Raw genomic sequence first — 7727 nt, 5'->3', positions numbered from 1 at the left:
GTCTCATGTTAATAAATTTAATTATTGAGTAATATGAATTTTAAATGTCTTTTTATCGCCATCCTTTTCGCCTATCAGTAGATAATTCCCGGATGGAAGAGATATTGGATGAAGTTCCTCCCGAACTTGAATCACAAAACGTTCCAACATTTTCCCGTTTATCTGCATTAAATAGATTTGATATCCGGCTAAATGCTCAAAGCGCAACGCTCCATTCTGATAGGAAACCTTTGGGATAACGGGAGCCATAGTCTCATTGCTCACCGGATCAGAAGATTTTTCTACCATATAGGTATCGATCACGTCCAAGCCATTCATGACTTGGATCTCTATCCGATAAGCGTCATCCCTCCCTAGGTTCTTCAGTGGGACGGATATAGTGCCGGAAGTAGCCCGTAAGCCTTTCGTCAGTAGTTCAGTAATGATATTGCCTTCCGCATCCGCTACGTAAGTGCCTATCTTTTTATAACTTCCATTCTCATATCTGTAGACACGAACCTCATAGGAGGTGGCTTCCTCCACTTTAGGGAATGAGATAACCGCCCCGGTCCCTTCAAAATCGATCTCAGGAGTAACCGTCTCCGTTACCGTCACCTCGCAAACAGCGGTATATCCGCCATCTACCGATCGGGCTGTTATTTTCACCACACCGGGCTTGGCACCTGTTACGACCCCATCTTCTACCGTTGCTATACCTGTATCGGAACTACTCCAAGTAACCTGCTTATTATCAGCGTTTACAGGAGAGATACTAGCTGCAAGGATTGCATTTGCTCCTGCTTGTAAACGCAAAGAAGACTTATTGAGAGAAATGGATGTTACGTGTATCACCGGGATCTCGGGTTCATCCCCTCCACCTCCAGAGGGTATTGTCGCTGCGACAAAGACATCTCCGGGCTGAGTTCCTTCTGATGTATTCATATTTCCATTCCAACTCCACGCATCCCAACAACCATCCGTCAATACACGGCTTGTAGCACCTAAACCTGAATAACTAAAATTCGAGGTTTGACTACTTCTCACAAAATAACTCCAATAACCATAATACCAACCGGCTTGCCAATGAATGCCATTGCTACAACTCCAATGGTCATAGTCATAAGATGGATATCCATATCTTTCCGCATTTATCGGGTGATAGATAACCCCGGTTTGTACGCCTTGTCGAATAGCCGCCGCTACGTCCCCCGCCGGATTTTCAGGAAAACCAGTCTGCCCCAACAAAGGATTCGTAATGGGAGGTTCAAATTTGAAAGCATTATTCGGTTCATTCTTGGCCACATCCAAATCATATCGGACGTCCAGATTATCCCCATATCCAATACCATCGATCGTATAACCCATCCAACCCGTATATTGGGTTAATAAAAGAAGTTTCTGATCGGCCTTCGCTATCGCCACGATCATATCGTGTCCGGTAGCCTCGCCATCCCAGCGATATCCCCAAACCATAGCATCCGGTCGATTCCCATCATGCCATTCGATCACTAAAGCGGCTCTCTTGCTGCCGCTTCCTACCCAAAACTGGATGTCGTCAAAAGAAAAGCTGGCGTCAGCCCTTAACTGGGACTTTGTTTTCGCCAGCACATTCGGAGCCGAGGGATGTGGTTGCCCTTGAACCAATCCTTGCGCCGAAAGACCTACTACACACAAAGCCATTACAAAGAAAAGAGATAGAATTTTTCTCATAAGCTTTTATATTAAATGTAAAACTCCAAAAAACGATCAAGAGGGAATATAAAAGAAAGATCAAATAATCATGAATATTTCCATAGTCCGGGAGGTACTAAGTCACGATTCACCCGATCAATCCTTCATGTAAAGCAATATTCACTTCGTATATTTCCCCTTTTTGAATCCTACGCTAAACCCCGGTAGCGTAAAATCGCGGCGGTTATCCGGCATTGGCAGGTCTTCTGACTTACTCCACTTTAGAACTTCCTTCCCGTTCCTTCCGGAAACAGTGGCAATGAGTTGATGTCTAAAGCTTTTTTGGAGCTTACAGCAGCGGGACTGTCCAGGTTTCTCACCTGATTCCCTTTTAATCGCCGTACCCTGAATAAAGTAGGCGAACCAATACGGCAGCAAATTTATAAAAAACAATTCAAAATATACACAATATTATTAAATGCTTTTTTTTGACTATACTGCATATTGTATAAATTAAAAAATAAGGACGAGGGAAATACCGACTACTATCCATAAAAAATGCGGTTACTATCAATAGTAATCCGATTTAATATAGATACCCACATGATCAGTTCGGATGAAAACAGGGGAGATCGATGAGCGTGCTACCGCCAGAGGATTGTCGGAAGCACTAGAGAAATTACGGATCGAAAAGTTTAGCCCTTCCGAGAAATTTATATCTAGTTGTAGAGACGTAATATGCCGCATTAGGGCCCGGTCTCTGAGCTGGATGAAAATTGACTCATACCGAAAAATCATCGAAATAAATCGATAGGTTCTTATTCCTGCCGATAAAACAGTTTTTCATTATCCAACTATTTTCCTTAGGATTCATCATTATAATCGTTTTTCTTTCCGGGAGCAGGTATAAATTGTTTTCGCAATATATAATGAAAGGAATATCAGATATATTGGTTACCTCCAAACACGTATTCCTCATTCGCTTAACCCGGATACAGGCCTTGACCAATGGGGCCAAGTATTTTTCTTCTCCCGCGATTTTCCCATCGAATAACGCGGCCGTACGACCGGCGAACAATGCCTCCCGTATCCTTTTCTCACTTCTTTCTTCCGAGAATACCAGCGTCAGGGGACGTAGTCCTTTCCTGTATATCCCGGAAAGAACACAATGAGCGTCGCTACTTGCCATAAACGCTTTCTTAAAACCGGAACACCATTCTAATGCAATCGGGTAAAAGTCCTTGTAAGACATGACTTCTATACCATCGATCATGTTCTCTTGAATCAGTTTTTCATGTATGGGATATAAAGTGGCCTTATGATTCGGCCAGCCGGGATGATTCCACACAATAAATGCCCCTTGCCTTTTTGCCTCGGCAATAGATTCCACAGGATTTTCTTTCTCCATAAGATTGACATCTTGTACAAACAAGGCGTTTAGGTGTCCCAAGGGCTTGGAACGTGTTATTTCCGCTCCGGGAATCACGATAAAGTCCATGTCGTCAGCGGCTTTTTTAGCGATTTTGTAAGATTCGTTTAAATCTCCTTTCAAAATAACCTTGTTGATCCGGTGCTCGATATGGTCAGTAATCGCTATCGCATCCAATCCCTCCTGCCAAGCCTCATATATCCGGGCATCGGGCCATACCAAGCCGTCGGAGAATACCGTATGGGTATGAAAGTCACATTTTAACGTCTCGTAATTACTGAATCCCGGAATCTCGATCCGGTCTCTTATAAACAAGTGATCGATATGCGTTAGCTCGTAAACATCCTCTTCCTCAGAGGTTTCGTCCGGCAATGCGGGAACTATGAATCTTTTCATGCTTAAAATTGCTCAATAACGGGGTACTAAGATAGAAATAAACAACAAAATTTTCTCATAAGCTAATTAATTTAAAATGTCATTCATATCACATTGTTATAACGATAGGAAGGAGAGCCTTTTGACTCTCCTTCACCTTGTTTCGATATTACTTGATTACGAACTTCCTCGTTATCCGATCATTGCCATTGATGGCAGTGATGATATAAGATCCTTTGGAAAAACTCATCAAACGGCTCTCATTCAAATCGGTCACCTCAAAAGCATCCAATACCGTACCGTTGAATCCTACGATATAGCAACGATAGCCTTCCAGATTATTCAAATGCAGATAGCCGGCGTAATAATAGATACGGGCCTCACCCGCACCTATCGTCTCATTGCTGACCGTCCCGGAAGAGGTAGAGAACGGTTCACTATAGAATGTGCCTACCACCTCTTTCTTTCCGTCTTTCTCTTTAACAGCCGTAATTTTCACGATATAATCAGAATCTTCATCCAAATCCCGCAAGGATATAGCGATCTTATCCGGAGTACCTAAACGCAGATCGCTTCGCAAGCTGGTGAGGATATTCCCGTCCGCATCCATCGTGTAAACACCAAACAATACGGGAACCTCATTCACATATTTGTATACGGAGACCTCATAGAAGGTAGCCTCTGGCACTTTCGGGAAGGTCAGCGTAGCCGTGGAATCAGCGGCCTCAACCACAGGTTTATCCAAGTCTGGGTCGGTTACCGTAACCTCGCAAGTGGCCGTATAACCACCGTCATCCGTTGTTACGGTTATCGTAACGACACCGGCAATTCCGGCGGTAACCGTACCATCGTCGGCTACAGAAGCAACAGTAATATCCGAGCTACTCCATGACACGGATTTATTTTCCGCATTTGAAGGAGTGACAATCGCAGCTAAAACAGCCGTCTCGCCCTTATCTAAAGACAAAGAAGAAGCATTTAAAGAAACCCCTGTAACTGAAGAGGAAGGAGCCTCCGTAACCGGAACTACCGTGACATCACAATAGGCAGGAATATCTCCGTAATTCGTATATACCCAAATGCGAGTAGAACCTCCTGAAATAGCGGTCACTACACCGTCCACAACGGTAGCGATCTCCTTATTATCACTTTTCCAATAAACTGTTTGATCCACTTCTTCCGGATTCTCTACGGTTGGTTTTACTTTAACTGTCGGAGTTAACGTTATCGTACGACCTAGTTCTATCGTAGCTTGATTCTTATTCAACGTTACAGTATCTATATCACATACGACATGGACTAAACAAGAATCGACAAACTTGCCATTTTCCATATTCGCATAGACCCAAGTAGAGCCCGCCTTTTCTCCACGAATACGTCCATCATAATAAATATATAATATATCTTCATCAGCGGCCGTTATATCGGGCATTGTCTGAGATGCGTCATCAGGCGCATAAATCCATTCTAAGCGACCAGACTTCGAGATATCGATTGTCATCTCATGCTGTTTTAATTCAAAAGATTCCACATGGATTGAATCAACGATTATTACGCAAGTATCGGTTATTCCTCCGTATTTTGAAGTAACGACGACATTTGATTTACCCGGACGAACGAAAGAAACCTTGCCATCGCTAGACACGCGCACGGGGCTCATACTGGTAGACTTCCATGTCAGTTCTTGGAATGTAGCATCCCCCGGATTAATAGTTGCGGTCAATTGAGCGAAAGTGTTCGGTTTCTGGCAAATCGTATCTTTATCCAATTGGATGCTCGTTACAGGAATCTCAACCGCAACTTTACAAGTCGCTTTTACATCCGCACCACTTAACGGAGACACCGTAATGATTGCCTCACCATATTTTTTTGCGGTCAATACACCATTCTTATCAACCGTAACAACATCCGGCGTATCAGAAACATACTTCATTGGTACGGCACCTATCGAATCTGGTGTTGTCGTTATCGTCAATTGCTGCGTGTTACCCGGTTTCATAGAAACAAATGTCAAATCCAATTTAACCGCATCCGGCCATTGTACACAATTCACTTTACATTCCGCAGTTTTCGATCCATCCTCCGTAGTCACCGTAATGGTAGCTTCACCTGCTTTAATAGCCGTAATTAAGCCTTTCTCTGAAACCGTGACAATATCCTCATTCGAAGATTTCCAACTAACAACCGTATTTGTAGGCTTAGCAGGTATAAACGTAGGTTTCAATGTATAAGTATGTTGCTTTCCATTCGAATTCGTATTTAGGGATATTGATTCCGGTAAACTCACGGATTGAATATTGGCTAGAACCTTGATAACACAGCTATCCATTTTGGATGAATCTGCACTCATAACCTTAATAACAGCTAGTCCATCCGCAAAAGCCGTAACCAATCCCTTATTATTCACATGAGCGACCTTTGTGTTCGAGGAGTTCCAAAGCAATTCAGGTAGAACCGCTCCTTCAGGATGTAATTTAACTTTTAACTGGAGTGTACCATCACGCTGTACACGGGTCGTATCACTCTCGACATCTAAAGTCAAACTTTGGACTGAAAGAGAAACATTTACAAGACAAGTGTCCTTCTCATTACCTGCTGACACGATAATTTTGGCAGAACCTTGAGCAACAGCGGTTATTTCTCCATTTACCACACTCGCCACATTGCTGTTCGAAGAAGTCCATACGGCAGAAACACCTTCGGGAACAGTCACCTTTAATGTGGATTTTTCACCCACATTCTGAGATAACTCATGCTTATCTAAATAAACTGCTTTTCCTTTCACCGTCACTTTCAAATCCTTTGTGACAATCTTTCCATTCGAATCGAAATTAACGGAGACGGTAGCTTCTCCTGTTTGATCCGGCTTCAATGTTAGAGTCAGATTATCACCTAAAATAGATGCAGATAACAGACTCTCATTCGATACTGATTTAACGGATTTATAGATAGCTTCAGCTATATTGTCTTTATCCGTAGCCATATCTTTTAAAGATACAGTTATAGGCGCATCATTAATACCAGCCTCTATCGAAGTAAAATCTTTAACAACCGGAGCCTCATTATCAGGGAAGATATGCATGGCAGGGAACCAATAGCTGGGTTCTAGCGGATAACACCCTAATTGACGGCCAGTTTTAGCATCTACAACATATTGCCAATAGTTTATAGAGCCAAAATTCTCAAAAGCGGAAATATACAATTTGTCATCTGGACTTACACGTAAACCGGCACCCACATACAATACGCGTCCCTTCTCCGGAATGGTATAAAACGGTTTATCCATAGAAGAAGGATTACCGATCTCATAACGATAAATCTCATTACCACTGCTAAAACCACCTCCCTTTGTCCAATAAATAGCATTTTCTTGCGTACTTGCACAAAGAACACCCGCAGTCCAAGCATACCATGAATCCGGTATAGTCAAGCCATCGGGTAATGATAGATAAGTTTCTTCCAAAGTCTCCGGATCAATACATAACAGGCGTGATCCAGCACCTACCCAAACACTGCCATCCTTACTTTGTGTCAAAGTGCTGAAACTTCCTTCTATCAATTTGATAATCTCATGTTTTAGAGGATCTATCACTAAAACGCCTTTACTTTGCTGAACCGCAAACACATATGTTTTTGTCCGGACCATCATTCCTACTTGACCATTATAAAGTCCCCCGGAATTTGAGGCACCTTTCAATTGGTCTCCAACCGTCAAGTTCTTTATATCAAACAAAAAAATACCGTTTGAAGCGCCAATATAGCCAACAGAGTCATTCACGCCTAAAAAAGCACGCCCATCGCCTCCGCCTATATCCGTAAATTGAGCTTTCACTTTCATTGTCTTGGCATCCACCACATTCAGGCGACCTCCTTCAATACTGGCTCCACCATCCTTTGGCTGTTTAGAAGTAATAAACATATTATCTCCAAAAATAGTACCAAACTGAGATGTACAACCTAATTCTTTACCAGGGTTTGCTGTCTGGAAAATCCTATAAGCAAAATCACCAGAAGAAGTCATAAAATTAATAGTACTGTTGTTATGACCAAACCAGTCCTCGTTCAAAATAAAGACTCCCTGTGTATAATCTACGTTTTCACTTGAACGTAGTAGCGTGACTCGGCTTTGCGAAGCCGGAAGTTCAGGCATTTGCAGTTTCTGCTTCTCTATCGGATTCAGCCCCCGCAAACCGGTTTGCCCCACAGCCGAAAAGGCCGATAGTAAGCAAACCATACTTAAGTAAAGTGTTCTTTTCATGTAAATGAATTTAAT

General features: G+C 42.6%; 3 protein-coding genes and 1 riboswitch. All 3 genes read right to left on the bottom strand.

The window, feature by feature from the left end:
- Positions 1-21: 21 nt before the first annotated feature.
- The 3 genes from NBH07_RS20930 to NBH07_RS20920 all read right to left on the bottom strand — a co-directional run bounded on the left by NBH07_RS20930 (position 22) and on the right by NBH07_RS20920 (position 7712).
- Complete coding sequence (locus tag NBH07_RS20930; RefSeq protein WP_009016832.1) at positions 22-1689, bottom strand: Ig-like domain-containing protein; 1668 nt, start codon at positions 1687-1689, stop codon at positions 22-24.
- Positions 1690-1889: 200 nt separating this feature from the next.
- Positions 1890-2093: riboswitch (cobalamin riboswitch) on the bottom strand.
- Positions 2094-2431: 338 nt separating this feature from the next.
- Complete coding sequence (locus NBH07_RS20925; RefSeq protein WP_009016831.1) at positions 2432-3475, bottom strand: PHP domain-containing protein; 1044 nt, start codon at positions 3473-3475, stop codon at positions 2432-2434.
- A 148-nt stretch (positions 3476-3623) separates the two neighbouring features.
- Positions 3624-7712: a DUF5074 domain-containing protein gene (locus tag NBH07_RS20920; RefSeq protein ID WP_009016830.1), complete on the bottom strand. Its 4089-nt coding sequence runs from the start codon at positions 7710-7712 to the stop codon at positions 3624-3626.
- Between the last annotated feature and the right edge of the window lie 15 nt (positions 7713-7727).

Source organism: Parabacteroides sp. B2-S-102 (genome assembly GCF_023656665.1).
GTDB classification, from domain to species: domain Bacteria; phylum Bacteroidota; class Bacteroidia; order Bacteroidales; family Tannerellaceae; genus Parabacteroides; species Parabacteroides distasonis.
Note: the sequence above shows the minus strand (reverse complement) of the source record. Positions and strands in the feature narration are given on the sequence as shown.